Raw genomic sequence first — 23,827 nt, 5'->3', positions numbered from 1 at the left:
GGCCAAGCTGACCTGGGCACCGATGCTGGGCCGCAGCGCCAGCAGTCCTTCGTAGAGCGACACCAGCACTTCGGGCGGCACGGGCGCACCCACACGGCGCTCGCAATGGGCCGACTGGATGGCGGCCTCCAGCTGATAGGGGCCGAGGGATTTCATCTCCGAGGCCCGGCGCAGGCAGCGTTCGGCCTCCGCGAGCAGGTCGGGGTTCCAGCGCAGCGGGTCCTGCTGGTCGAGCGGCACGTAGGCGCCGGCCTCGCTGCGCCGGGCCGCGGCGCGGCTTTCGCAGAAGAGCATCAGCGCGAGCAGGCCCAGCGGCTCGGGCTCATCGGGCATCAGGCTGCACAGGATGCGGCCGAGGTCGATGGCCTCGGCGGTGAGGCCGCGCGGCAGGGCGTCGGCGCCGTCGACGTCGTCCCAGCCGGTGCCGTAGGCGGCGTAGATGCCGCCCTGCACGTCCTGCAGCCGCTGCGGAAGTTCGCGCGCCTGCGGGTACTCGAAGGGAATGCCCGCGGCCCGGATGCGTGCCTTGGCCCGCACCAGCCGCTGGCCCAGCGTGGAAGGCGCGGTGAGAAAGGCACCGGCCATGCGGGCCGCGTCGAGCCCGAGCACGGCCTGCAGCATCAGCGGCGCGCGCGCCGCCGCATCGATGGCCGGATGCGCGCAGACGAACATCAGGCGCAGCCGCTCGTCGGGCACGGCTGCGCCCTCGGGCGCGTCGTCCATCTCGCCGGCCAAGAGCAGCAGCGACTGCGTCGCATCGTCCTGCACGCGGCTGTGGCGCCAGGCGTCCAGCTTGCGGTGCCGCGCCACGCTCAGCAGCCAGGCCTCGGGCTGTGCGGGAATGCCGTCGGCCGGCCAGCGCTCCAGTGCGCGCGCGAAGGCCTCGGCGAGCGCATCTTCCGATGCGGCGATGTCGTGCGTGCGCGCGGACAGGATGGCCAGCAGGCGGCCGTACGACTCGCGCGCCGCACGTTCGGCGGCCTGGTGAGCCGCCGGGTGGTTCACGGTGTGGCCGCCGCGATGGCCGTGGCCGTGAAGACCGGCCGCACCTCCACGCCCCCGCTGGCTGCGCAGGGCGCGCGGGCCGCCCATTCGAGCGCGGCATCGAGGTCCGGCACATCCACCACGAAGTAGCCGCCGAGCTGCTCCTTGGTGTCGGCAAAGGGGCCGTCCTGCACCTGGCGCTTGTCGCCGCGCACGCGCAGCGTGGTGCCGGTCATCGGCGGCAGGAGGCCGTGCCCGCCGAGCGAAATGCCCGACTGGCGAACCGCATCGGCATACGCCACCCAGCTGGCCCGGTAGGCCTGCGAGGACGCGTCGTTCCGCTGTTCGAATTCGGCCGCGGGCTGATAGAACATCAACATGTACTGCATGGTGTCTCTCCATCGTGGAAAAGAGGCTGAGCAGGATCGCTCACCACAATGACGGCCCGCAGCCGGTCATTTCGACACGGCGTCCGTGTCGAGCAGATGATTTTTTACGCGATTGCCGTTCGGCGCAACGGTTGCGCTACCTAGGCTTTCAGGCCGCCTTGGCCTGCGCGGCGGGGGCGAACATGGCCTCCATCTCGCTTCGCAGCCGGTAGGCGGAGGTCGAGGTGTCCATGACCACGTCGGCCCAGCAGAGGCTCTGGCCCTTCTTCACCGGTCGCACCAGCTTGACGCTGTGCGCCAGCCCGAGCGGCAGCCCGCCCAGGCCGAGCGAGCGCTCGGCCGGCAGCAGCTTGCCCCAGACGGTGTAGCCGCCTTCGCCGTCGAGCATCTCGCCGGGCGCGAGATCGCGCTTGGCCGTGGCCACCACGTCGGCGTTCCAGCAGGTGGCCACGCCGGTCGGCTCGCCGCGCAAGGCGACGCTGGCCACCGACATGCCGACCTCCAGGCCGATCAGGTGCCAGCGCTTGTAGAGCGTGAAGTAGCGCCCGCTCGGGTCGGTGTGGGCGTTGTATTCCTCGAAGCAGTTCTTGATGTAGTCGGTCTCGGCCTCGACCGTGACCCATACGCCCATGCGGATGTCGTAGGGGATCTTTCGCCCGTCGGCCTCGAGCGAGGAAATGACCTCGACCATGCCCTTGCGTTCGAGCACGCCGCCTTCGCTCCGGGGGCGCGTGACGAAGGGAATGTCCTCCACGCTCGCGGGCGGGTAGAGCAGGCCGTCCGAAGGCACGGTGAGCCCGGTGGCGTTGGCCACCGCCGAGCTTTCGATGGACGGCTTGGAGCCGTCGAGAAAGCTGTTGAACATCTTCGGATTGAGGCCGCCGCGCAGCGCCTGTTCGGGCGTCAGGCCGTAGTTGCCCCAGACGGTCTCGGGCGTCGATTCGGTGAAGTGCGGCAGCCACTTGTGGCCGCGTCCGGCCGCGACCACCGGAAAGCCGCAGGTGCGCGCCCAGTCGACCAGGTCGCAGATCAGCGCGGGCTGGTCGCCGAAGGCCAGTGAATAGACCACGCCGGCCTGCTGCGCGCGGCGCGCGAGCAGCGGGCCGCAGAAGGCATCGGCCTCGACCGTCACGTTGACCACGTGCTTGCCATGCGCAAACGCATCCAGGCAATGCTCGACGGCTGCCACCGGGTTGCCGGTGCACTCGACCACGATGTCGATGGCGGGCTCGCGCGTCACGGCCTGCCAGTCGTCGGTGATCCAGGTGCTGCCCGTCTTCAGGGCTTCCTGCACCGAGCCCGCAGCGGCGCGCTCCGGGTTCCAGCCGACGCGCTCGAGGTTGGCACGTGCCGCCGCGGGCGACAGGTCGGCAATCGCGACCAGCTGCACGCCGGGCGTGCGCGGAATCTGCGCGAGGTACATCGAGCCGAACTTGCCGGCGCCGATCAGGCCGATGCGGATGGGGCGGCCTTCGGCGGCGCGCTGCTGCAGGCGGGCGTAGAGACTCATGGCGTCAGGCCTCCGCGGTGTCGAGGACTTCGAGCGAGGTCTGCAGGGCACTCTCGGGCAGTCCGTTCTTCCACGGCACCTCGACCGGGTAGGGCTTGAGCAGGCAATCGTCGGGCAGCAGCTCGATGGGCGCGAAGTTTCTGTGCGCGATGTACTCGGGCCGCTTGTGGCGCCGGATGTGGTTGCTGACAGCGCACAGGCTCAGGTACACCGCCACGCGGTTGAACGGCGAAAGATTGCTGCCCGAGGCATGCACGAGGCAGCTGTGGAACAGGATCATCGAGCCGGCGGGCCCCTTGGGCGAGACGATGCCGCCCCCGACGTGGCGGCCCGCCGCGTCGTAGTGGCCTTTGCCGCCAGCGCGGTCCACCAGCTGCCGGATCAGGTCGTTGTCCACCGTCCACAGCGGATAGCTGGTGGTCATGAGGTCGTGCTTCGCATCCACCACGCCCTTGCGGTGGCTGCCCGGAATGAACATCAGCGGGCCGTTGTGCTCGTTCACCTCGTCCAGGAAGATCGCGACGTTCATCGCGCGCTCGGTGGGCATCAGGTCGTCGTTGAGCCAGGTGCCGTAGTCCTGGTGCCACTGCCATACGTCGCCTTCGAACGCCATCTTGCCGTTGATCTTGAACTGGTGCATGTAGACCTCTTCGCCGAAGAGGTCCATCACCGGCTCCACCATGCGCGGATGGCGCGCGAGCCGCGCAAATGGCTCGCTGATCAGGTGCGCGGCAAAGTTGGTGCGCACCGCATCCGAGCCCTTCTCGCGCACGTTGAAGGCCTCGCGCTTGCTGTACAGGTCGGGCACCGCATCGGTCAGCGCCCTGGTTTCTTCGGGCGAGAAATGTCCGGGAAAGAACAGGTAGCCGTCGCGCTCGAACTGCGCGCGTTGCTCGGGGGTCAACTTCATGCCTTGTCTCCTTTGCGGGTGGGGGTGGATGCGGATGCGGTGCGCGCGAGCTGCTGCGCGAGCCGCCGGCCCAGTGCCTCGCTGGCCCGGGCGACGTGTTCCTCGCTCAGCTGCGCGGCGCGCTGCGCATGGCCGGCCGCAATGGCGGCGGCGATGGCTTCGTGCTCGTCCCAGAGCGTCTCGCGCTGCGGCTCGGCCTGCAGCACCGCACCCATCGCGCGGCGCAGGTGGCGCCAGTGCTGGCCGGCGCTCTGGCCGATCAGCGGATTGCCCGAGGCCTCGTAGATGGCCTGGTGGAAGGCCAGGTCGGCATCGATCATGGCTTCGACATTGCGCCCGCGCGCCGCACGGCGGCCACGCTCCAGCAGCCTGGGATCGATGCGAAAGCGCTGTGCGGCCGCGAGCCGCGCGGCCAGCACGTCGAGCGCGCCGCGCACCTGGTAGACCTTGCGCATCCATTCGGCATCGAGCGGCGCCACCAGCACGCCGCGGCCGGGCGCATCGTGCACGAAGCCGTCCTTCTTGAGCAGGCGCAGCGCCTGCAGCACGGGCTGGCGCGACACCGACAGGCGCTGCGCGATGTCTTCCTGCGTGATCCGCTCGCCGGGCGCCAGCGCGCCGCTGCTGATGGCGCCGAGCAGGGCGCGGTAGACCTGGTCGACGAGGTCGGGCGCGGCTTCGATGCTGACGAGCTGGGCGGGCATGGATGGCTTTCCTTGAACTCTGTATACAGAGTACGGAATCCGGCGCCGCCGCGCATCCCGGGTTTTTACCCATGGGGGCTGCAAAAGAACGTAACCCGCCGCTAAGCTCGGCCCATGCAACTACCTACCTACGACGACGTCATCGCCGCGGCCGCGCGGCTCGAGGGCCACGCCCACCGCACGCCCGTGCTGCGATCGCAGACGGCCGACGAACGCTGGGGCGCCAAGTTCTTCTTCAAGTGCGAGAACTTCCAGCGCATGGGCGCCTTCAAGTTCCGCGGTGCGTTCAATGCGCTGTCGAAGTTCGACGCCGCGCAGCGCAAGGGCGGCGTGATCGCGTTCTCTTCGGGCAACCATGCGCAGGCCATTGCGCTGTCGGCCCGGCTCTTGTCGATGCCGGCCGTGATCGTCATGCCCAAGGACGCGCCCGCGGCCAAGGTTGCGGCCACGAAGGGCTACGGCGCCGAAGTGGTGATGTACGACCGCTTCACCGAAGACCGCGAGGCGCTCACGAAGCGGCTCGCGCAGGAACGCGGCATGACGATGATCCCGCCCTACGACCACCCGGACGTGCTCGCGGGGCAGGGCACGGCGGTGAAGGAACTCATCGAAGAGACCGGCCCGCTCGACCAGCTGTTCGTGTGCCTGGGCGGCGGCGGGCTGCTGTCGGGTTCGGCGCTGTCGGCGCGCGCGCTGGCGCCCGGTTGCAAGGTCTACGGCGTGGAGCCCGAGGCGGGCAACGACGGCCAGCAATCATTGCGCGCGGGAAAGATCGTGCACATCGAAACGCCCAAGACCATTGCCGACGGCGCGCAGACGCAGCACCTGGGGCAGTACACCTTCGGCATCATCCAGCGCGACGTGGACGACATCTTCACCGTGACCGACGCGCAGCTCGTCGATGCAATGCGCTTCTTTGCCGAGCGCATGAAGATCGTGGTAGAGCCGACCGGCTGCCTCGCCTTCGCGGGCGCGATTGCCGCGGGCAAGGCCATCGCGGGCCAGCGCGTGGGCATCGTGGTCAGCGGCGGCAACGTCGACCTCTCGCGCTACGCGGCGCTGCTCGCGTAGCTCAGGCGCGGATTCCCTCGGCCGTCAGGTGCAGCAGGCGGTCCGCACGGGCTGCCGCGCTCTCGGAATGCGTCACCAGCACCAGCGAGGCGCCGTGCTCGCGCGTCTGGCCGATCAGCAGTTCCATCACCTTCGAAGCGGTGCCCGGGTCGAGGTTGCCGGTGGGCTCGTCGGCCAGCAGCAGGGCGGGCCGGTGCACCAGCGCGCGCGCGATGGCCACGCGCTGCAGCTGGCCGCCCGAGAGCGTCTGCGGCAGCCGTGCGCCCATGCCGGGCAGGCCCACCGCATCGAGCATGTGCGCGACGCGGCCTTCATCGCGCTTGCCGCCCAGCAGCATCAGCGGCAGCGAGACGTTCTGCGCCACGTCCAGGTGCGGCAGCACGTGGAAAGCCTGGAACACGAAGCCCACGTGGCGGCGGCGCCAGAGCGCGCAGGCTTCGCCGTCGAGCGCGCCGATGTCGATGCCGCCGTGGGTGACCGTGCCCGCGTCCCAGCGGTCGAGCCCGGCCATGCAGTTGAGCAGCGTCGACTTGCCGACGCCCGATTCGCCCACGATGGCGACGAACTCGCCGGGCTCGACGCCGAGCGTCACGTTCTCGAAGACGGGCACGTCGCCGTAGTGCTTGGCGAGCCCCGAGATGCGTAGCGTCATGCGGTGGTGCCTGCGATGCGTTGAACGGCCGTCTGCACCGCGTCCGGCGCGTCGCAGGCGATGACGGTGCGCGCCGGCATGCTGCGCAGCCAGGTGATCTGCCGCTTGGCGAGCTGGCGCGTGGCCGCGATGCCGCGCTCGCGCAGCGTGCCGACGGCCTTGGCATCGGGCTGCGCGCCGCCGCATGCGTCGAGCATTTCCCAGGCCTGCCGGTAGCCCACGCAGCGCATCGAGGGAAGCTCGGTGGAAAGATCGCCGCGTGCGCGCAGCGCCCTGACCTCGTCGAGGAAGCCGGCGGCCAGCATGGCGTCGAAGCGCTCGGCAATGCGCGCATGCAGCCAGGCGCGGTCGGCGGGTTCGAGCGAGAACAGCGCGCCGCCGGCCAATCCCTTCACTGCCTTGTCTCTCTCGCCGGCATGAAAGCTCGACAAGGGCTGCCCGCTGCTTTCCCATACCTCGAGCGCACGCTGGATGCGCTGGCTGTCCTGCGGTGCCAGGCGCGCGGCGGTCACGGGGTCGACCTTGGCGAGCCGCGCATGCATGGCGGGCCAGCCCAGCGCGGCGGCTTCGGCGTCGATGCGCGCGCGCACGGCGGCATCGGCGGCGGGCATGGCGTCGATGCCGTCGAACAGCGCCTTGAAATAGAGCATGGTGCCGCCCACCAGCAGCGGCAGGGCGCCGCGCGCGCGGATCTCGCCGATGAGCCGTGTCGCGTCGGCCACGAAGGCGGCGGCGCTGTAGCTTTCGCGCGGATCGAGGATGTCGATCAGGTGGTGCGGCACGGCGGCCTGCTCGGCCCGGCTGGGCTTGGCGGTGCCGATGTCCATGCCGCGATAGACCAGCGCCGAATCGACGCTGACGATCTCCACCGGGCGCACCCGCGCCAGCGCGAGCGCCACCGCCGTCTTGCCGGAGGCGGTCGGCCCCGCGAGCGCGATGTATGTCGGGTTTTCAGGAAGGCCGGAGGCGGCAGCGGAGGGCGGCATAAGCGCCCGAGGGTAACAACAAAACCGGAAGCTTCAGATCGCCTGCGCGCTGGCGCTGGCCTTGCCGCGCGCTTCTTGCGGCAGGGCGGGCGAATCGGTGCGCGGGGACGCCGGCGCGGCCGGCAGCGATGGCGTGCCGCGCAGCACCGGCGTGCCTTCCCCTTGGCGCGAAGCCAGCGTGGTCTCGGGCTTCATGCGAAACAGCTGCGAAAGCGCCGAGCGGTACTGCGCCTCGCCGATCGAATTGGTGTTGTGGTGCGAGCCACCCTCCACCAGCACGAAGAGCTTGGGCACGGTGGCCGCGTTGTAGAGCTTGCGGCCCAGCGTGGGGTTGATCAGGCTGTCGGCGGTGCCATGCACCACCAGCAGCGGCGCGCCGATGTCCTTGACGCGGTTGATGGCCTCGAAGCGCTGCGTGATGAACGGGCCGAACGGCAGCCAGCCCCACTTGAAGCCGCTCACCACGTCGGCAATGGAGGTGAAGGTGCTTTCGACGATGGTGCCGCTCTCGTCGTTGACGCTGGCGGCCAGGTCGATGCCGATGGCGCCGCCCAGCGAGTGGCCGAAGATGTAGCGGTGCTGCCGCGGATGCCGGGCTGCGAGCCAGGTCCAGGCGGCGCGCGCGTCCTCGCGCGCCGATTCTTCCGAGGGCAGGCCCTTGGAGCTCTTGCCGAAGCCGCGGTAGTCGATGGCCAGCACCGAGAAACCGAGCTCGTGCATGCGCTGGATGCGCGGCGCCGATCCGGCCACGTTGTAGCGGGCGCCGTGCAGGTACAGCATGACCGGACGGTCGGTGGTCTCGGGCTCGCCGCCGAGCCAGAGGCCGTGAAGGCGGGCGGATTCGCCGGTGATGGAGGACTGGAAGTCGATCCAGACGTCCTGCATGCCCTCGGTCATGGTCGCGGTGTTGCCCCAGCTGCGGTCGCTGGGTTGGAAGATCCACTCGCGCTGCTGTTCGTCGAACGTGGAGCAGCCGGCCGCCAGAAGGGCGCACAGCGAAAGAACGGAGGCAAGGAGGGACCAGCGTTTCATGGACTAGAGGGACAGCGAAGCCGGCGGAAAGTTCATGCTCGAGCAAGGAGCGCGCCGACACTGCGCCCCAGCACTTCCCCCCAAGCGCCCTCAAGTGGCACTTTGTTCTACATATGCAACGCCCGTGCCCGCTTCGCGGATGACCTCCAAAAACTCCGGAAAAACCCTCAAAATGCCCCGATTTGCTATCTGCCGCGCATAAAAAGCGCGTCCAGCTCCCGAATCGACAGCTGCCGCCAGGTCGGGCGGCCATGGTTGCACTGGTCCGAACGCTCGGTGGCTTCCATTTGACGTAATAAAGCGTACATTTCGTCGATCGTGAGCCTGCGGTTGGCCCGCACCGCACCATGGCAGGCCATGGTCGAGAGCAATTCGTTCTGCGCCCGCTGCACCACGGTGCTGGCATCGTGCTGCGCCAGTTCGGCCAATACGCTGCGCGCAAGCTCCACCGGATCGCCATCGGCCAGGGTGCCCGGCACCGCACGCACCGCAAGGGTGCGCGGCGAAAACGGCGTGATTTCCAGCCCCAGCGTGGGCAGCACCGCGGCGCAGGCCTCGGCGGTGGCCACTTCCTGGGGCGTGGCCGCGAAGGTGGCCGGGATCAGCAGCGGCTGGCTCGTGATGGCGGCGCCGTCGAGTTGGGTCTTGAGCCGCTCGTAGACGATGCGTTCGTGCGCCGCGTGCATGTCGACCACGATCAGGCCCTGGCTGTTTTCGGCCAGGATGTAGATGCCCTGCAGCTGCGCCAGCGCGCGGCCCAGGGGCCAGGCTTGCTCATTGGTGGACGGGGCGCCAGGAGCCGTCGATTCGGCCGGCAGCCCGGCAGGGGCCCGGAACGCTGCGGGCGCCGCTTCGGCAGCGGGCCAGGGGGAAGCGCCGGATCCGGGGTTCGAGGYGCCGGTCCGCTGGGGCCACAGGGCCTCGAAATCGCCGGCGCCGCGCTCCGCCGCCACGAAATTGATGCCCGGCTGGGCCCAGGCTGCACCCGACGCGGGCACGTTCGGCTTGAAAAAGGGTTGCTGCGGCGCCGCGGGCGTGACGGCATCGCCCGCGCGCGGTGCCGCAAGCGCGTTCTCGATCGCATGGCGCACCGCCTGGTGCACCTCGCGGCCATCGCGAAAACGCACCTCGATCTTGGTCGGATGCACGTTCACGTCGACGCGCGACGGATCGATTTCGAGGTACAGCGCATACACGGGCTGGCGCTGGCCGTGCAGCACGTCCTCGTAGGCGCTGCGCACGGCATGCGAGAGCACCTTGTCGCGCACGAAGCGGCCGTTGACGTAGAAGAACTGCTGGTCGGCGCGCGAACGCGCGGCATCCGGCATGCCGGCACGCCCGGCCACGCGCACCGCGCCGCCCATGTACTCGACGGCCACGCTCTGCGCCACGAAGTCGTCGCTGAGCGCGTCGGCCAGGCGCTGCTCGCGCCGGTCGGCGGCGCGCCACTGTTCCATCAGCTTGCCGTCGTGCCACACCGAAAAGCCGACCTCCGGCCGCGCCAGCGCATGGCGGCGCACGGCCTCGATGCAGTGGGCCAGCTCGGTGGCGTCGGTCTTCAGGAACTTGCGCCGCGCGGGGGTCGCGAAGAAAAGCTCGCGCACCTCGACCGTGGTGCCGACGGCGCGGGCCACCGGCCGCAGTTCGCCGGTGCGGCCGTCGAGCGCGAAGGCGCCGTCAGCACCCGCAAAGCGCGAAAGAATGCTGAGCTCCGCGATGGCGTTGATGGCCGCGAGCGCCTCGCCGCGAAAGCCCATGGTGCCCACGGTCTCGAGGTCGTTCAGGCTCGCGATCTTGCTGGTGGCATGGCGGCGCAGTGCCACCGTGAGCTCTTCGCGCGGAATGCCCTGGCCGTCGTCCTCCACCGAGATCAGCCGCACGCCGCCCGAAGCCAGCCGCACCGTGACCTGGCGCGCGCCGGCGTCCAGCGCGTTGTCGAGCAGTTCGCGCACCACGGAGGCCGGGCGTTCGACCACTTCGCCCGCGGCGATCTGGCTGATCAGCTCGTCGGGAAGTTCTCGGATCGGACGGCGTTCGGGGGACGGAATGGAAGAGGGAAGGGCGCTCACGCGAGCATTCTAGAAGCCGGTTGCCGCCGCCGCGCGGCAGCGTGTCAGGCCGCCAGGTACATCGGGCTGCTGGCGCCAGAACAGGTCTGGATGTATCGACCTGTCATGTTGGATCTCCGAATTCGTCATGGGACGCCATGCGGCGCGCAGCAAGGATAATCCGCGACCATGGAAATCATCAGCTTTCTCGTCGACTTCATCCTGCACGTCGACAAACACCTCGAGGCCTTCGTCGTTGCTTATGGTCCCTGGGTCTATGCGCTGCTCTTCCTGATCGTGTTCGTGGAGACAGGCGCGGTGGTGATGCCTTTCCTGCCCGGCGACTCGCTGCTCTTCATTGTGGGCGCGCTGTGCGGCGTGGGGCTCATGAGCTTTCCGCTGGCCTGCGCAGTGCTCATTGCCGCAGCCATCCTGGGCGACCAGTGCAACTACAGCATCGGCCGCTACTTCGGGCCCAAGGTCTTCAAGTGGGAGGACTCGCGCTTCTTCAACCGCAAGGCCTTCGACCAGGCCCATGCGTTCTACGAGCGCTATGGCGGCATCACGATCATCCTTGCGCGCTTCATGCCCTTCATTCGCACCTTCGCGCCCTTCGTGGCCGGCGTGGCCGAAATGAGCCGCGCGAAGTTCACCATGTTCAATGTGGTGGGCGGGCTGGTCTGGGTGCTGGGCATCGCGACGGCGGGCTACTTCTTCGGCAACCTGCCGTTCGTTCGCGAGCATCTCGACAAGATCATCTGGGCGCTGATCTTCGTGCCGGGCCTGATCGCGATCTTCGGTGCCTGGCGCGCATCGCGCGCAGAGAAGGCGCGCGCGCAGCTGCCTTCGAAGGCTTGATCGGCACCGGACAAAAAAAGCGCGCCAGTGATGGCGCGCTCGAGCAGAGAGAGAGTCAGGATTGGTAAAAGGTCAGTAGTTCGGGCCGTTGCGCGGGTAATAGGTGTTCGGCGGATAGGCGCGCTGGCTCTCGTAGTAGTTGCGCTCGTCGACGCTGCGGCCCACCTGGTTGCCGATCACGCCGCCAATGGCCGCGCCGCCCAGGGTACTGCCGGTGTTGCCGCCGATGGCGTGGCCCACGGCCGCACCGCCGAGCGCGCCGATGCCGGTGCCCAGGTTCTGGTTGGGGCCGGACGCGCAACCGGCCAGCGCCATGACCGCGCCTGCCGCTGCAGCGGAAATCCAGATTCGTGCCTTCATCATCATGGTGTCCACCTTTCTAGAGTGATGGAGCCATGATGGACAAAAGGCGCCGGTCCCCCGTGTAGGAGCCTGCCGCGCCTGCCTGTGCGTTGCCACGGGCCGGCCCGCGTGGGACGGCACGGCGCGCGCGCGCGGGCTCAGAGCTGGCGGCTGCGCGCGAGCGGCGGGTTCTGCGCAAAGTAGCGCTGGATGCCGCGCATCAGCGCATCGGAAAGGTTTTCCTGGTAGCTGACGCTGCGCAGGTTGGCTTCTTCTTCGGGGTTGCTGATGAACGCCGTTTCGACCAGCACGCTCGGGATATCGGGTGCCTTGAGCACCGCGAAGCCGGCCTGCTCGACCGCGGGCTTGTGCAGCCGTGCGCCGATGCCGCGGATCTCGCCGAGCATGGCGCCGCCGAGCTTGAGGCTGTCGTTGATCTGCGCCGTGGTGCTCATGTCGAGCAGCGCGCGCTGCACCTGCACTTCGTGGTTGCCCACGTTCACGCCGCCGACCTTGTCGGCTTCGTTTTCCTTGTTGGCGAGCCAGCGCGCGGCGCTGCTCGAGGCGCCGCTCTGGCTCAGCGCAAAGACGCTCGCGCCGCGCGCGGCGGGCGTGGTGAACGCATCGGCATGGATGCTCACGAAGAGGTCGGCCTGCACGCGCCGCGCCTTCTGCACGCGCACGCCCAGCGGCACGAAAAAATCGGCGTCACGCGTGAGAAACGCGCGCATCGGGTTGCCGTTGACGCTGCTCGCGTTGATGCGGTCGCGCAGGCGGTGCGCGATCTGCAGCACGATGTCTTTCTCGCGCGTGCCGTTGGGGCCGATGGCGCCCGGGTCTTCGCCGCCATGGCCGGGATCGAGCGCCACGATGATGATGCGGTCGGTGCGGCTCGCGGTGGCGCTGCCGCGCGCGGACGCGAGGGGCGCGGGAGGCGCCACGGGTACGGCAGGCGCAATGGGCGGTGCGGGTGGCACGACGGGGCCGGGCCGCGTCGACTGCTGCGCCATCAGCTCGCCCAGCGGATCGGGTGCGGGCCCGGCCGCCGTGGCCGGCGGGCGGGCGGGAGATGGCGCGATGCTGCCGGGCGCGGGGATCGGCGCTGGCACGTTGGGCGACGGCCGCACGAGGATCGGCGGCCCGCCGTCGGGCGCGAGGCCCGAGGAGGGCGCGGCCGGCGGCGGCACCGACGGTGCGCTTGCCACGGCACCGTTGCTGCCGCCGGCGCTGCTGCCGCGCGGCGCTTCGCGCAGGCGCTCGGTGATCAGCGCTTCCATCGGGTCGATGGCTTTTTCGGGGTAGAGGTCGAGCACCAGCCGGTGCTTGTACGCGGCAATGGGCGCCAGCGAGAACACCTGCGGCACCACGGCCTGCTTGAGGTCGAACACGATCCGCACCACCTTGGGTGCGTTCTGGCCGACGCGCAGGCCGTTGATGTACGGGTCGCCCGGCTTGATCTTGCCGACCAGGTCGCGCAGCTCGGGGTTGAGATCGATGCCTTCGATGTCCACCGCCAGCCGCGGCGGACTGCCGACCACCAGCTGCTGCGAATGCAGCCGCGCATCGGATTCGATGGTCACGCGCGTGTAGTCGGCCGCGGGCCACACGCGCACTGCGAGGATGGTGGCGCCGCGCGCGATCTGGTGCACGCCGAGCATCAGCGCGATGCTGCCGCCCTGCAGCAGCACGCGCCGCTTGAGGCCGGTGGCCTTCATGCGCCGAGCYGCGCCAGCAGGGTGCTGCCGCGGGGAGTGTTCGCCAGGAGGGTCACGCTGCGTGTGTCGTCTGTCATTGCTTCTATTTTAATAGCGAGGTCGGCAATTGGTGTGCGGCCGGCAGCGTTCTCTGGCCACTCCGCGAGCTTGAGGCCCGGACCCGCGAAAATGTCACGGAAGCCGGCGTCGTCCCACTCGCGCGGATCGTTGAAGCGGTAGAAATCGAAATGGAAGATGGCCAGGCCGTCGGGCGCTTCGTGCGGCTCGACCACGGCATAGGTCGGGCTCTTGATGCGGCCCTCGATGCCGAGCGCGCGCAGCAGGTGGCGCACGAAGGTGGTCTTGCCGGCGCCGAGGTCGCCGTGCAGCGCAATGAAGGCATCGCGCAGCGCGGGCGAGGCCGCCAGCGCGCGCGCGAAGGCGTCGGTGTCTTCTTCGCTGCGCCAGTGCAGCGTGCGGCCGGCGTTCTTCGGCGTTTCTACAATCGGCAAGTGATCGTCAGCCATCCACTCGTTGCTCGTATTCAGGCATTGGCCCGGGAACTCGGATTCTCCCAAATCGGAATCGCGGGCGTCGATTTATCGAGCGCCGAGGAAGGTCTGATGCAATGGCTGGCCCATGGGTTCCATGGCGAGATGAAATACATGGCAACGCACGGCACGCGCCGCGCGCGGCCGGCCGAGCTGGTGCCGGGCACGGTGAGCGTCATCACGGCGCGCATGGACTACCTGCCGCGCGGCACGCCGCTCGACGATTGGCAGGCCGTGGAGTTCGATCGCCTCTCGCGGCTCGGCGAGGCCATCGTCTCGGTCTATGCGCGCGGCCGCGACTATCACAAGGTGATGCGTGCCCGGCTGGCCCGGCTGGCCGAGCGCATCGCCGAGGAAGTAGGTCCGTTCGGTCACCGCGCCTTCACCGATTCGGCCCCGGTGCTCGAAGCCGAGCTTGCGTCCCGCAGCGGCCAGGGCTGGCGCGGCAAGCACACGCTGGTGCTGGACCGCAGCGCGGGCTCGATGTTCTTCCTGGGCGAGATCTACGTCGACATGGCGCTGCCCGAAAGCGAGCCGGTCACCGCGCACTGCGGCAGCTGCAGCGCCTGCATCGACGTGTGCCCGACCAAGGCGATCGTCGCGCCATACCGGCTCGATGCGCGGCGCTGCATTTCGTACCTCACCATCGAGCACGGCGGGCCGATTCCGCTGGAGCTTCGGCCGCTGATGGGCAACCGCATCTACGGCTGCGACGACTGCCAGCTGATCTGCCCCTGGAACAAGTTCGCGAAGAAGAGCGCGCTGCCCGACTTCGATGCGCGCGAAGGGCTCACCGGCCAGTCGCTGGCCGCGCTCTTTGCCTGGAGCGAAGAGGAATTTCTGCGCTTCACCGAAGGCAGCCCGATCCGCCGCATCGGGCATGAACGCTGGCTGCGCAACATCGCCGTGGCCCTTGGCAACGCACTGCGCGCAGGCGAGAGCGGCGCCGCAGAGGCCCTGGCCACGCGGGGCTCGGACCCGAGCGAACTGGTGCGCGAGCACGTGGCGTGGGCGCTGGCGCAGCGCCCCGAAACGCCGAACGAGTCCTAGCGCGGCAGCGCCAGCGCAAACGGCAGGCTCAGCACGCCCAGCAGCGTGGACAGGGTCACGAGGCCCGCCACGTACGGTCCGTTGTAGCCCATGCGCGCCGCCAGCACATAGGCGCTGGAGGCGGTGGGCACGGCGGAAAACGCCATCAGCACCGAGGCCTGCGTCGCGTCCAGCCGCAGCGCGAGCGACAGGCCCCATGCCACCAGCGGCAGGAACAGGTGCCGTATGGACAGCACCGACACCGCGAGCACCTTGCCGCGCCCCAGCGTGGCGAACTGCATGCCCGCGCCCGCGGCCAGCAGGCCGAGCGCAAGCGATGCGGCGCCGATGCGCGTGAGCGTGGGCGTGGCCCAGTTCGGCACGGTGAAGCCCAGCACGTTGGCCAGCAACCCGGCCAGCGTGGCGACGATCAGCGGATTGCGCACCAGCTGCCGCGCGAAGCCGCTCTCGGCATGCCGTGCCATCGGCCAGACGGCCGCGATGTTGAACATCGGCACGCACACGCCGATCAGCACCGCAATCAGCAACAGGCCCTGCGCACCGGCCAGCCGCTCGGCGAGCGCCAGGCAGATGAAGGAGTTGAAGCGGAACCCGATCTGCGCGCTGGCCGCATGGTCGCGGCGGTCGATGTGCGAACCGAGGCCGGGCACATAGGGCAGTGCATAGGCCATCGCGATGCCGCACAAGCCGATGCCCACGCCTGCGGTGAGCAGGCTCGAGGTGGCGGCAAAGTCGAGCGGGCTGCGCACGATCGAGTGGAACAGCAGCACAGGAAATAGAAAGTAGTAGACCAGGCTTTCGACCTGGTCCCATACGCGTCGGTCGAGCGCCGTGTAGCGGCAAAGAAGCCAGCCGATGGCGATGAGCGAAAAATCCGGAAAGAGCAGCTGTGCGAAGTTCACCGCTTCGAGCATAAACCGCGGCGGACCATGGGTAATCCACAGCACCGGCGAGGTGCGAAGCCGCTAGCATCCGGGGCTTTGGTTTTTCGACATCAACCATTCAATCAAGGAGTTATAGATGCAACGTCGTCAATGGGGCGCCATGGTGGGAGCCGCCGCGCTGGTCGCGGCCGCGGGCCAGAGCTTCGCGCAGGGCTATCCGAACAAGCCGGTCGAGCTGAGCGTGCCCTTTGCACCGGGCGGCACGACCGACATCGTGGCGCGCGTGATTTCCGACCCGCTCGGCAAGGTGCTGGGCCAGCCGGTGGTGGTGATCAACCGCGCGGGCGGCGGCGGCATCGTGGGCGCAGCCGAAACGGCGCGCGCCACGCCTGACGGCTACAAGCTCGGCGTTGCCACGGTGTCGAGCACGGCGGCCAATCCGGCCATCAACCCCAAGGTGCCGTACGACCCGATCAACGACTTCACGCCGATCATCAACATTGCGGCCACGCCCAACATCATTGCGGTCAACCCGAGCTTCCCGGCCAAGAACTATGCGGAGTTCGTGGCCGAGCTCAAGAAGAACCCCGGAAAGTACTCGTACGCCTCGTCGGGCACCGGCGGCATCGGCCACCTGCTGATGGAGCTCTACAAGAGCCTCACCAACACCTTCGTCACGCACATTCCCTACCGCGGTGCGGGCCCGGCGCTCAACGACGTGGTGGCCGGCCAGGTGCCGATCATGTTCGACAACATCCCGTCGGCCATGCCCTTCATCCAGAGCGGCCGGCTGGTTCCGATCGTGGTGTCGGCGCCGCAGCGCCTGGCCGCGCTGCCCAACGTGCCCACCTTCAAGGAAGTGGGGCTCGAGCCGGTCAACCGCATGGCCTACTACGGCATCCTCGGCCCCAAGGGCCTGCCGAAGGAAGTGGTCGACAAGGTCAGCGCCGGCGTGAAGAAGGCGGTGGAAGATCCGGCCGTGAAGAAGCGCATCGAGGACCGCCACGGGCGGCTTTTCTTTTTTGATATCTTGCAGCGCATGACAGAGGCCGCCGCCACGCAAACCCCCGAGATCGACGACTTCATCGATGCCCTCTGGCTCGAGGACGGGCTGTCGAAGAACACGCTGGCCGCCTACCGCCGCGACCTCGCGCTGTTCGCGCAGTGGCTGGGCAGCCAGCGCAGCGGCCGCGCGCTCGACACGGCGCAGGAGTCCGACCTGCAGGCCTACATGGGCGCGCGCCTGTCGACCCGGGGCAAGGCCACCTCGGCCAACCGGCGGCTCACGGTGTTCAAGCGCTACTACCGCTGGGCGCTGCGCGAGCGCCGCATCGCAGCCGATCCGAGCATCCGGCTCGCGCCCGCGCGGCAGATGCCGCGGGCCATCAAGACGCTGTCGGAAAAGCAGGTGGACGATCTGCTGGCCGCACCCGACGTGGAAACCCCGCTCGGCCTGCGCGACCGCGCGATGCTCGAGCTGATGTATGCGAGCGGCCTGCGCGTGAGCGAACTGGTGGCGCTCAAGGTCATCGACATGAGCCTCAACGACGGCGTGCTGCGCGTACTCGGCAAGGGCAGCAAGGAGCGCCTCGTGCCCTTCGGCGGCGAGGCGCGGCGCTGGATCGAGCGCTACCTGGACGAGTCGCGCCCCGCCATCCTCGACGGGCAGCAGACGCCCGACCTGTTCGTGACCGCGCGCGGCGCAGGCATGACGCGCGTGATGTTCTGGATCATCGTGAAGAAGCAGGCCGCCGCGGCCGGCATCCATGTGCCGCTGTCGCCCCACACGCTGCGCCACGCCTTCGCCACGCACCTGCTGAACCACGGCGTGGACCTGCGCGCGGTGCAATTGCTGCTCGGCCATGCCGACATCTCCACGACCACCATCTACACCCACGTGGCGCGCGAGCGCCTCAAGCAGCTGCATGCGCAGCACCACCCGCGCGGCTGAAGGCGCGGTGTTCCTTCACTTCACCAACAGCAAAGAGACTTCGTTCATGCAGAAAAGAATCTGGGTCGCGGCGGCATTGCTCGCTGCCGGCGGCGCACAGGCCCAGGCCATTCCGAAGACCATCCGCCTCATCGTGGCGTACCCCGCGGGCGGCGTCAGCGACGTGGTCGCGCGTGCGCTCGGCGACAGGCTCGCCGCGCAGATGGGCACCACGGTGGTGGTCGACAACCGCGCCGGCGCCAGCGGTGCCATCGGCATGGATGCCGTGGCCAAGGCCGCCCCCGACGGTGCCACGCTGGGCTTCTCGGCCATCAGCCCGCTGGTGCTGAGCCCGCACCTCGGCAAGCTGCCCTTCGATCCGCTCAAGGACATCGCGCCGGTGGCGAGCGTGATGTATTCGCCGGTGCTGCTGATCGCCACGCCGGCCAGCAGGGCGCGCGACTTCCGCGCGCTGATCGCCGATGCCAAGGCGCAGCCCGGCGCGGTGCGCTGGGCCACCTCGGGGCCGGCATCGCTCGGCCACATCGTGCTCGAGCAGGTGAAGGCGGCCACGGGCGTCGATATCACGCACGTGCCCTACAAGGGCGGCGGCCAGCAGCTCAACGATGCGCTCGGCGGGCAGTTCGAGATTCTCTCGAGCAATGCGAGCCCCACGCTCACTTCGCACATCCGCTCGGGCAAGCTGCGTCCGCTGGCCGTGGGTGCGCCCGCGCGGCTCGAGAGCCTGCCGCAGGTGCCCACGCTGGGCGAGCTGGGCTTCAGTGCGGCGAACATCAATTCGGTGTTCGGCGTCTTCGCGCCCGCGGCCACGCCGCCCATATTGATCGAGAAGTACAACGCCGAGATCAACAAGGCCCTGGCCAGCCCCGAGCTGCGCGCCAAGCTCACGGCCACCGACAACGTGCCGACCGGCGRCACCCCCGCCGCCTTTGCCGCGGAGATCGCCTCGGAGTTCGAAGGCAAYGCGCGCATCGTGAAGGCAGCGAACATCAAGGCCGATTGACCCTGCGGCTTGTGCGCCCGATTTCCCTACCTTATAGTAGGTAGATGAGCAGCGCCACCGCCCCCTCGACCGCACTCGCCGCCGGCAGCACCCGGGAGCAGATCCTCGGGGTGGCGCGCCGCCTGATCGAAACGCGCTCCTACCTGGGCTTCAGCTTCCAGGATGTGGCCGATGCGGTCGGCGTCCGCAAGGCGAGCCTGTACCACCACTTTCCGACCAAGGAAGCGCTCGGCATTGCGGTGATCCGGCAGGCCACGCAGCTCTTCAAGGACTGGGACGCGGCGCGGGTGCGCACGCCGAAGGACGCGCTCGAATCCTATTTCCGCATGTACCGCGACACGCTCAAGGCAGGCTCGGGCATGTGCCCCGCAGGGGCGCTGACGCCCGGCTGGGATTGCATCGACGAGGAACTGCGCCAGGCCGTGCAGGAACTGCGCAACACCCAGGTGCTGTGGCTCACGGGCGTGCTGGGCGCACTGGCGCCGGCCCGGCAGAAGAAGGGCGCATCGCTTGCATCGCAGGCGGCCTATGTGTTCTCGGTGTGCCAGGGCGCGCTGCTCGCATCGCGCATGACGGGCCGCGTCGAAGACTTCGACGAAGCCATTGCGCAGCTCAGGAGTTCCTTGCCCGGCTGATCGCCGGGCGGCATCGCGGGCACGCAGCGCGTGCCTATTTTTTTGACCTCGTTGCCTACCGATTGGATGGTAGGTTTTTGATCAAGGAGTGTTCCTATGAAAGCCGTCATTTCCGCCTACGCCCGTTCGCCTTTCCACTTCGCGAAGAAGGGCGCGCTCGCCGAGGTGCGCCCCGACACGCTGGCCGCCGGCGTGGTTCGCGGCCTGCTGCAGCGCACCGACCTCGACCCCGCGCTGCTCGAGGACGTCATCCTGGGCTGCGCCTATCCCGAGGCCTCGCAGGGCAACAACATCGCGCGCATCGTCGGCCTGCTCGCGGGGCTGCCGCACGAGGTGGGCGGCATGACGGTCAACCGCTTCTGCGGCTCGTCGATGCAGGCGGTGCACATTGCCGCGGCGCAGATCGAGGCGGGCATGGGCGAGGCCTTCCTGTGCGTGGGCGTGGAGTCGATGACGATGGTGCCGCAGGGCGGCTTCAACTTCTCGCCGAGCCCCGAACTGCAAGAAAACACCGATGCCTACATCTCGATGGGCGAGACGGCCGAGAACGTTGCACAGCGCTGGAACGTGAGCCGCGCCGACCAGGAGGCCTTTGCCGTGGAGTCGCACCGCAAGGCCGCCGCTGCGCGCGCGCAAGGGCGGCTCGCGGGCGAGATCGTGCCGGTGCGCCTGGCCTCGGGCGAGGTGGTCGATGCCGATGGCTGCATCCGACCGGCCACCTCGGCCGAGGCGCTCGCGGGCCTCAAGCCGGCGTTCCGTCCTGATGGCGTGGTGACGGCCGGCACCTCGTCGCCGCTGACCGACGGCGCCGCCGCCGTGCTCGTGACCAGCGATGCCTTCGCCGCGAAGCACGGCCTGCAGGCGCTCGCGCGCATCCGCGCGTTCGCGACCGTGGGCGTCGACCCAGCCATCATGGGCATCGGCCCGATTCCGGCCACGCGCAAGGCGCTGGCGCGCGCCGGGCTCAAGGCCGCCGACCTCGACGTGATCGAACTCAACGAAGCCTTCTCGTCGCAGGCGCTGGCCTGCATCCGCGACCTCGGCCTCGATGCGGCGAGGATCAATCTCGACGGCGGCGGCCTTGCCATCGGCCATCCGCTGGGCGCGACCGGTGCGCGCATCACGGGCAAGGCGGCGTCGCTGCTCGCGCGCGAGAACGGCCGCTATGCGCTGGCCACGCAATGCATCGGCGGCGGGCAGGGCATTGCCACGATTCTCGAGCGCATCTGAATAGTTCGAGAATGCGCGCAGGCACTGAAAGGAACTCCCATGGCGGCACTCCCTGACGACACGGGCGCCAAGCGCGCGCTTTACCTCGAAGACCTGTCGGTCGGCGACCGCTTCCAGAGCGGCGAACATGCGCTGGATGTGGCGCAGATCAAGGCCTTTGCATCGCAGTTCGATCCGCAGCCCTTCCACACCGATGAAGAGGCAGCGAAGAGCACCTTCTTTGGCGGCCTCGCGGCCAGCGGCTGGCACACGGCGGCGCTCACGATGAAGCTGATGGTGGAGAGCGGCATTCCGCTGGCCGAAGGCATCATCGGCTCGGGCGGCGAGCTGCAGTGGCCCAAGCCGACGCGGCCCGGCGACGTGCTGCACGTGGTGAGCGAGGTGCTCGACATCACGCCCTCGCGCTCCAAGCCAGGCCGCGCGATGGTCACGATGCGCTGCCGCACGCTCAACCAGCGCGGCGAGGTGCTCCAGTACTTCACGCCCAAGCTGGTCGTGCACGCCCGGCCTGCGTAGGCCTGCCGTTCAGTCCTTGCCGCCGGCCGAGAACGCGCGCAGCTCTTCGGCGCTGAAGCCCGCGCGGCCACGGGCTTCGAGGTTGAAGGGCGGCTTCAGGCGCGGCGCTTCGTAGCGCGCCACGAGTTCGGGATAGGTCGCCTCCGGGTCGCGGCCGGCGCGTTCGCAGAGCCAGCGGTACCAGCGGTTGCCGATGGCCACGTGGCCCACTTCGTCGCGCAGGATGATGTCGAGGATCTCGACCGCGCGCAGCGCATCCGGCGTGTTCACGCGCTTGAGCTTGGCCTGGATGAGCGGCGTGGCGTCGAGCCCGCGCGCTTCGAGCGTGCGAGGCACCAGCGCCATGCGCGCGAGCACGTCGTCCCTGGTCTTCTCGCACATGCTCCAGAGTCCGTCGTGCCCGGGGAAGTCGCCGTAGCGCCAGCCCATGTCCTGCAGGTGCGCATGCAGCAGCGTGAAGTGCTGCGCCTCTTCGTCGGCCACGCGCAGCCAGTCGCGGTAGTAGGCCTCGGGCATGCCGTCGTAGCGCCAGACGGCGTCGAGCGCGAGGTTGATGGCGTTGAACTCGATGTGGCAGATCGAATGGATCAGCGCGGCGCGGCCCTCGGGCGTGAAGGGCGAGCGCTTCTGCACGGCGGTGGCGGCCACGCGCAGCGGCCGTTCGGGGCGGCCCGGCACGCCGACGTCATCGCCCACGACGCGCAGAGGGTCGGTTGCTATGGAATTGGTAGCGGCCAGCGCAGCGGTGGCGCGCGTTGCCGCAACTTTCTGTTCAGGGTCGGTGAGTCGCAGCGCGGCCAGCGCGCTCAATCGGGGGTGCATCCCTACAATTCTAGGTTTTGCCCCCGGAGACTCCACGATGGCCCTCTATGAACTCGACGGCGTTGCGCCGCAACTCGGCACCGGCGCCTGGGTCGCCGACAGCGCGGAGGTGATCGGCAACGTGCAGTTGGGCGACAACGCGAGCATCTGGTTCGGCGCGGTGCTGCGCGGCGACAACGAGAAGATGACCATCGGGCGCAACAGCAATGTGCAGGACATGTCGATGCTGCATTCCGACCCCGGCAGCCCGCTCACCATCGGCGAGAACGTCACCATCGGCCACCAGGTCATGCTGCATGGCTGCACCATCGGCGACAACTCGCTGATCGGCATCCAGGCGGTGGTCTTGAATAACGCGAAGATCGGCCGCAATTCGATTGTTGGCGCCGGCAGCGTCGTGACCGAGGGCAAGGAGTTTCCCGACAACTCCCTGATCTTCGGTTCGCCCGCCAAGGTGATGCGCACGATCAGCGACGAAGACGCCGCGCGCCTGCGGCACGGCTCCGACCACTACGTAGCAAACGCCATTCGCTATGCGAAGGGCTTGAAGAAAATCGCCTGACACCGCGCAGGCCCAACAGAAAGAAGAATCCGTTTTGAGCGAGCTGCACAAATTCCTGTTCGATGGCCTGCCGGTGCGCGGCATGATCGTGCGCCTGACAGATGCGTGGCAGGAAATCCTGGCGCGGCGCGCCTCCAACACCGCCACCGGCGCCTACCCGCCGCCGGTGGCCGAACTGCTCGGCGAGATGACGGCCGCGGCCACGCTGATGCAGGCCAACATCAAGTTCAACGGCGCGCTGATCCTGCAGATCTTCGGCGACGGTCCGGTCAAGGTGGCCGTGGCCGAGGCCAAGCCCGACCTGAGCCTGCGTGCCACCGCCAAGGTGATCGGCGACCTGCCGGCCGATGCGCGCCTGCCCGAGATGGTCAACGTCAACAACAAGGGCCGCTGCGCCATCACGCTCGACCCCAAGGACAAGCTGCCGGGCACGACGCCCTACCAGGGCGTGGTGCCGCTGTTCGACGAAGAGGGCGAGAAGCTCGGCCGGCTCAGCGACGTGCTGCAGCACTACATGCTGCAAAGCGAGCAGCTCGACACCACGCTGGTGCTCGCGGCCGACGACCAGGTGGCGGCGGGCCTTTTGATCCAGCGCCTGCCGGTGAAGGGCGAGGGCAACCTCGAGGGCACTTCCGGCAAGGACCACGACCAGGCCAACCCCGACCAGATCGGCCGCAACGAGGACTACAACCGCATCTCGATCCTCGCCTCCAGCCTCACGCGCGACGAGCTGCTCACGCTCGACATCGAGACCATTCTTCGCCGCCTGTTCTGGGAAGAGAAGCTGCTGCGCTTCGAGCCGCAGGCGGGCCTGCTGGGCCCGCACTTCGCGTGCACCTGCGGCCGCGACCGCGTGGCGCAGATGATCCGCGGGCTCGGCGTCGAGGAGGCCGAGGAGATCCTGGCCGAGCGCGGCGACATCGAGGTGGGCTGCGACTTCTGCGGCAAGCAGTACCGCTTCGATGCGGTCGACGCGGCGCAGATCTTCAGGCCGCCGACGGACCAGATCCCGGGCAGCCCGATCGTCCAGTAACGCTCTTCGCCCGGCGAGATTCGGCGCGCCGGTGAGCCGGCCGCGCGCTCCGCTCAGCGCGGCGCCTTGCCGTCGAAGTCACTGAACGCGATGTCGGGCGCGCTGGTGTTGTGGCGCGAAGGCAGGCTGCGCCCGAAGCGCACCTGCGTGGCCTTCAGCGTCTTCACGTCGGGCAGCGGCAGCACCTGCTCCGCGGCCTCGGGCGATTCCTGCCAGCGCAGCTCGCTCACGTCGGCGTTGTCGGGCGCCACGTACATCGAGCGCAGCACGGCAAAGGGCCGCGCGCTCGCCGTAGGCTTGGAGAGCGTCACGTCGAGCGCGGTGCGCTCGCGGCTGATCTCGGACACCTTGGCCACGGCGCTGCCGCCCCCGACGAAGCGCAGGTGGATGGCCAGCGGCTTCGGCACGAT

24 protein-coding genes and 2 pseudogenes are annotated in these 23,827 nt (G+C 68.9%); 11 read left to right on the top strand and 15 right to left on the bottom strand.

The window, feature by feature from the left end; all coding sequences use genetic code 11:
- The 5 genes from AC1DOC_RS01430 to AC1DOC_RS01410 all read right to left on the bottom strand — a co-directional run.
- The coding region (locus tag AC1DOC_RS01430; protein WP_478129314.1) for an RNA polymerase sigma factor at positions 1-1,005 on the bottom strand (1,005 nt) is incomplete at its 3' end.
- Positions 1,002-1,373, bottom strand: coding sequence for a YciI family protein (locus AC1DOC_RS01425; RefSeq protein WP_062366466.1), 372 nt, complete (start codon positions 1,371-1,373; stop codon positions 1,002-1,004). The genes AC1DOC_RS01430 and AC1DOC_RS01425, both read right to left, overlap by 4 nt.
- A gap of 148 nt (positions 1,374-1,521) precedes the next feature.
- Positions 1,522-2,883 carry an NAD(P)H-dependent oxidoreductase gene (locus AC1DOC_RS01420; RefSeq protein WP_478084159.1) on the bottom strand — a complete coding sequence of 454 codons (1,362 nt, stop codon included), beginning with the start codon at positions 2,881-2,883 and terminating at the stop codon, positions 1,522-1,524.
- Between the two features lie 4 nt (positions 2,884-2,887).
- Positions 2,888-3,793 carry a phytanoyl-CoA dioxygenase family protein gene (locus AC1DOC_RS01415; protein WP_412511369.1) on the bottom strand — a complete coding sequence of 302 codons (906 nt, stop codon included), beginning with the start codon at positions 3,791-3,793 and terminating at the stop codon, positions 2,888-2,890.
- Positions 3,790-4,497 carry a GntR family transcriptional regulator gene (locus AC1DOC_RS01410; RefSeq protein WP_478081342.1) on the bottom strand — a complete coding sequence of 236 codons (708 nt, stop codon included), beginning with the start codon at positions 4,495-4,497 and terminating at the stop codon, positions 3,790-3,792. Before AC1DOC_RS01410 ends, AC1DOC_RS01415 begins: the two co-directional genes overlap by 4 nt.
- A 114-nt stretch (positions 4,498-4,611) precedes the next feature.
- On the opposite strand from AC1DOC_RS01410, the gene AC1DOC_RS01405 reads away from it, so the two are divergent.
- Complete coding sequence (locus tag AC1DOC_RS01405) at positions 4,612-5,568, top strand: threo-3-hydroxy-L-aspartate ammonia-lyase (RefSeq protein ID WP_478081341.1); 957 nt, start codon at positions 4,612-4,614, stop codon at positions 5,566-5,568.
- 1 nt (position 5,569) lies between these two features.
- Here AC1DOC_RS01405 and AC1DOC_RS01400 read toward each other — a convergent pair whose 3' ends face one another.
- From AC1DOC_RS01400 to mutL, 4 genes are all read right to left on the bottom strand, one after another.
- Positions 5,570-6,220 (bottom strand): ABC transporter ATP-binding protein, encoded by a 651-nt coding sequence (locus AC1DOC_RS01400; protein WP_418145665.1) that lies wholly within the window; start codon positions 6,218-6,220, stop codon positions 5,570-5,572.
- On the bottom strand, positions 6,217-7,206 hold the full coding sequence (gene miaA / locus AC1DOC_RS01395; RefSeq protein WP_478081340.1) for a tRNA (adenosine(37)-N6)-dimethylallyltransferase MiaA: 990 nt from the start codon (positions 7,204-7,206) through the stop codon (positions 6,217-6,219). The genes AC1DOC_RS01400 and miaA overlap by 4 nt, the downstream gene beginning before the upstream one ends.
- Before the next feature lie 33 nt (positions 7,207-7,239).
- Complete coding sequence (locus tag AC1DOC_RS01390) at positions 7,240-8,238, bottom strand: alpha/beta hydrolase (RefSeq protein WP_012748564.1); 999 nt, start codon at positions 8,236-8,238, stop codon at positions 7,240-7,242.
- A 185-nt stretch (positions 8,239-8,423) separates the two neighbouring features.
- A complete protein-coding gene (gene mutL / locus AC1DOC_RS01385; protein WP_478129313.1) occupies positions 8,424-10,307 on the bottom strand; it encodes a DNA mismatch repair endonuclease MutL in 1,884 nt (627 codons plus the stop codon).
- A gap of 168 nt (positions 10,308-10,475) precedes the next feature.
- Here mutL and AC1DOC_RS01380 point away from each other — a divergent pair, with 168 nt between their 5' ends.
- Positions 10,476-11,144 (top strand): DedA family protein, encoded by a 669-nt coding sequence (locus AC1DOC_RS01380; protein WP_018905881.1) that lies wholly within the window; start codon positions 10,476-10,478, stop codon positions 11,142-11,144.
- A 72-nt stretch (positions 11,145-11,216) separates the two neighbouring features.
- Here the strand turns inward: AC1DOC_RS01380 and AC1DOC_RS01375 are convergent, their stop codons facing one another.
- The 3 genes from AC1DOC_RS01375 to tsaE form a co-directional block, all read right to left on the bottom strand.
- Entirely contained in the window at positions 11,217-11,510 is a 294-nt protein-coding gene (locus AC1DOC_RS01375) for a glycine zipper domain-containing protein (RefSeq protein ID WP_018905882.1), read from the bottom strand.
- A 134-nt stretch (positions 11,511-11,644) separates the two neighbouring features.
- The gene (locus AC1DOC_RS01370; protein ID WP_018905883.1) at positions 11,645-13,201 is read right to left on the bottom strand and encodes an N-acetylmuramoyl-L-alanine amidase; all 1,557 of its coding nucleotides are present in this window, start codon (positions 13,199-13,201) and stop codon (positions 11,645-11,647) included.
- On the bottom strand, positions 13,198-13,707 hold the full coding sequence (tsaE, locus tag AC1DOC_RS01365) for a tRNA (adenosine(37)-N6)-threonylcarbamoyltransferase complex ATPase subunit type 1 TsaE (protein WP_478129312.1): 510 nt from the start codon (positions 13,705-13,707) through the stop codon (positions 13,198-13,200). Before tsaE ends, AC1DOC_RS01370 begins: the two co-directional genes overlap by 4 nt.
- Here tsaE and queG point away from each other — a divergent pair.
- Positions 13,693-14,781, top strand: a complete 1,089-nt coding sequence (gene queG / locus AC1DOC_RS01360; protein WP_478079857.1) for a tRNA epoxyqueuosine(34) reductase QueG — start codon at positions 13,693-13,695, stop codon at positions 14,779-14,781. The genes tsaE and queG overlap by 15 nt on opposite strands.
- Here the strand turns inward: queG and AC1DOC_RS01355 are convergent.
- Positions 14,778-15,695, bottom strand: coding sequence for an AEC family transporter (locus tag AC1DOC_RS01355; protein WP_012748557.1), 918 nt, complete (start codon positions 15,693-15,695; stop codon positions 14,778-14,780). The genes queG and AC1DOC_RS01355 overlap by 4 nt on opposite strands.
- A gap of 106 nt (positions 15,696-15,801) precedes the next feature.
- On the opposite strand from AC1DOC_RS01355, the pseudogene AC1DOC_RS01350 reads away from it, so the two are divergent.
- From AC1DOC_RS01350 to AC1DOC_RS01325, 6 genes and pseudogenes are all read left to right on the top strand, one after another.
- Positions 15,802-16,665, top strand: a pseudogene (locus tag AC1DOC_RS01350) (tripartite tricarboxylate transporter substrate binding protein BugE); the annotation flags it as partial.
- Positions 16,666-16,704: 39 nt separating this feature from the next.
- On the top strand, positions 16,705-17,616 hold the full coding sequence (gene xerD / locus AC1DOC_RS01345; protein ID WP_018905887.1) for a site-specific tyrosine recombinase XerD: 912 nt from the start codon (positions 16,705-16,707) through the stop codon (positions 17,614-17,616).
- A gap of 46 nt (positions 17,617-17,662) precedes the next feature.
- Entirely contained in the window at positions 17,663-18,619 is a 957-nt protein-coding gene (locus AC1DOC_RS01340; protein WP_478129315.1) for a Bug family tripartite tricarboxylate transporter substrate binding protein, read from the top strand.
- Positions 18,620-18,663: 44 nt separating this feature from the next.
- A complete protein-coding gene (locus AC1DOC_RS01335; protein ID WP_478079858.1) occupies positions 18,664-19,254 on the top strand; it encodes a TetR/AcrR family transcriptional regulator in 591 nt (196 codons plus the stop codon).
- A 96-nt stretch (positions 19,255-19,350) separates the two neighbouring features.
- Positions 19,351-20,484, top strand: a complete 1,134-nt coding sequence (locus AC1DOC_RS01330) for a thiolase family protein (RefSeq protein WP_436311250.1) — start codon at positions 19,351-19,353, stop codon at positions 20,482-20,484.
- A gap of 39 nt (positions 20,485-20,523) precedes the next feature.
- The gene (locus AC1DOC_RS01325; protein WP_436311249.1) at positions 20,524-21,000 is read left to right on the top strand and encodes a MaoC family dehydratase; all 477 of its coding nucleotides are present in this window, start codon (positions 20,524-20,526) and stop codon (positions 20,998-21,000) included.
- Positions 21,001-21,009: 9 nt separating this feature from the next.
- Here the strand turns inward: AC1DOC_RS01325 and AC1DOC_RS01320 are convergent, their stop codons facing one another.
- The gene (locus AC1DOC_RS01320; protein WP_436311248.1) at positions 21,010-21,822 is read right to left on the bottom strand and encodes a ferritin-like domain-containing protein; all 813 of its coding nucleotides are present in this window, start codon (positions 21,820-21,822) and stop codon (positions 21,010-21,012) included.
- 37 nt (positions 21,823-21,859) lie between these two features.
- Here AC1DOC_RS01320 and AC1DOC_RS01315 point away from each other — a divergent pair, with 37 nt between their 5' ends.
- Both AC1DOC_RS01315 and hslO read left to right on the top strand, forming a co-directional pair.
- Positions 21,860-22,384, top strand: coding sequence for a gamma carbonic anhydrase family protein (locus AC1DOC_RS01315; protein WP_062366495.1), 525 nt, complete (start codon positions 21,860-21,862; stop codon positions 22,382-22,384).
- A 34-nt stretch (positions 22,385-22,418) separates the two neighbouring features.
- Positions 22,419-23,417, top strand: coding sequence for an Hsp33 family molecular chaperone HslO (hslO, locus tag AC1DOC_RS01310; protein WP_436311247.1), 999 nt, complete (start codon positions 22,419-22,421; stop codon positions 23,415-23,417).
- A gap of 53 nt (positions 23,418-23,470) precedes the next feature.
- Here hslO and AC1DOC_RS01305 read toward each other — a convergent pair.
- Positions 23,471-23,827: pseudogene (locus tag AC1DOC_RS01305) on the bottom strand (hypothetical protein); the annotation flags it as partial.

It is taken from the genome of Variovorax sp. 01T439_2 (genome assembly GCF_056398445.1).
The sequence above is the reverse complement of the archived record's forward strand: the minus strand, read 5'-3'. Positions and strand labels throughout refer to the sequence as shown.